This window comes from Bradyrhizobium sp. 45 (genome assembly GCF_023073155.1).
Classification (GTDB): domain Bacteria; phylum Pseudomonadota; class Alphaproteobacteria; order Rhizobiales; family Xanthobacteraceae; genus Bradyrhizobium; species Bradyrhizobium canariense_D.
On record NZ_JADPIX010000111.1, the window covers coordinates 1 to 1,127 of the forward strand.

The 1,127-nt window shown below is 64.1% G+C and carries 1 protein-coding gene; it reads right to left on the reverse strand.

Features of this window, described 5'->3' with window-relative positions; all coding sequences use genetic code 11:
• The coding region (locus tag IVB42_RS19625; RefSeq protein ID WP_247471082.1) for an IS66 family transposase at positions 1 to 1,127 on the reverse strand (1,127 nt) is incomplete at both ends.

A 1,127-nucleotide genomic window follows, 5' to 3' on the forward strand; every position in this document is an offset into this window, starting at 1 on the left:
AGAACGTCGGCAAGCCAATACTCGGCGCTGACGCCGTTGAGCTTACAGGTCTCAATGAGCGACGCCAGCAATGCCCAATTCTCAGCACCCTCGTCACACCCGGCGAACAGGGCGTTCTTGGCATTGAGCTTGATCGGCCGCATCGCACGCTCGACTGCGTTGGTGTCCATTTCGATGCGCCCGTCATCAAGGTAGAGCGTCAAGCCGTCCCAATGACGCAGTGCATAGCGTAAAGCTTTCGCCGTCTCACTCTTCTGCGCGAGGTGACCAAGCTTCGCCTCAAACCACTGCTTCAAGGCTGCAGCCAACGGCCGGGCATGCGCCTGCCGGCCCGCGCGGCGCTCGGCGTCAGATCGGCCACGGAGGACTTTCTCGACCGCGTAGAGCTGGGCGATGCGCTCGAGGGCCTCGCGGGCAACCGGCGCCGGCGCCGGCGAAGCCTCGCGCTCGATCTTCACAAACTGGCGCCGGAGATGCGACCAGCAGAATGCGAGCGTCCCGGACAAGGCGTCCGCACGCGTCTCTCGCATCATGGTCTTGTAAGCCTGATAGCCGTCGCAGTGGATGATGCCGCGATAGCCTTCGAGCAGTCGCAAGCCATGAACGGCGCCGCGGCCTGGTGCATAGGCATAGACCACGCCGGGCGGATTAGGCCCGGCCCAAGGCCTGTCATCGCGCGACAGCGCCCAGAAGTAGCCGGTTTTGGTCCTGCCGCGCCCGGGATCCAGCACCGGCGCCGGGGTCTCATCGACACAGAGCTTCGGAGAGGCGAGCAGAAGCTGGCGCAGACGATGCCACAAGGGCTTCAATTCCTGGGCCGCATAGCCGACCCAGAAGGCGAGCGTGGAACGGTCGATGGCAATACCGTGCGTCGCCAGCATCTGCGTCTGGCGGTAAAGCGGCAAATGCCAATGATACTTGGCATCGATCACATGCGCGACGAGCCGCTCGGTCGGCAGTCCTCCCCTGATCAATCGCTCGGGAGCAGCATGCTGGAGGACGACGCCGTGACAGGCGCGGCAGGCCAGTTTGGGGCGGCGGGTGACGATAACGCGATACTGCGCCGGTACGACGTCCAGCCTCTGGCTCTCATCGTGACCGATCTCAAAAAGGTCGCCTGCGCAGCA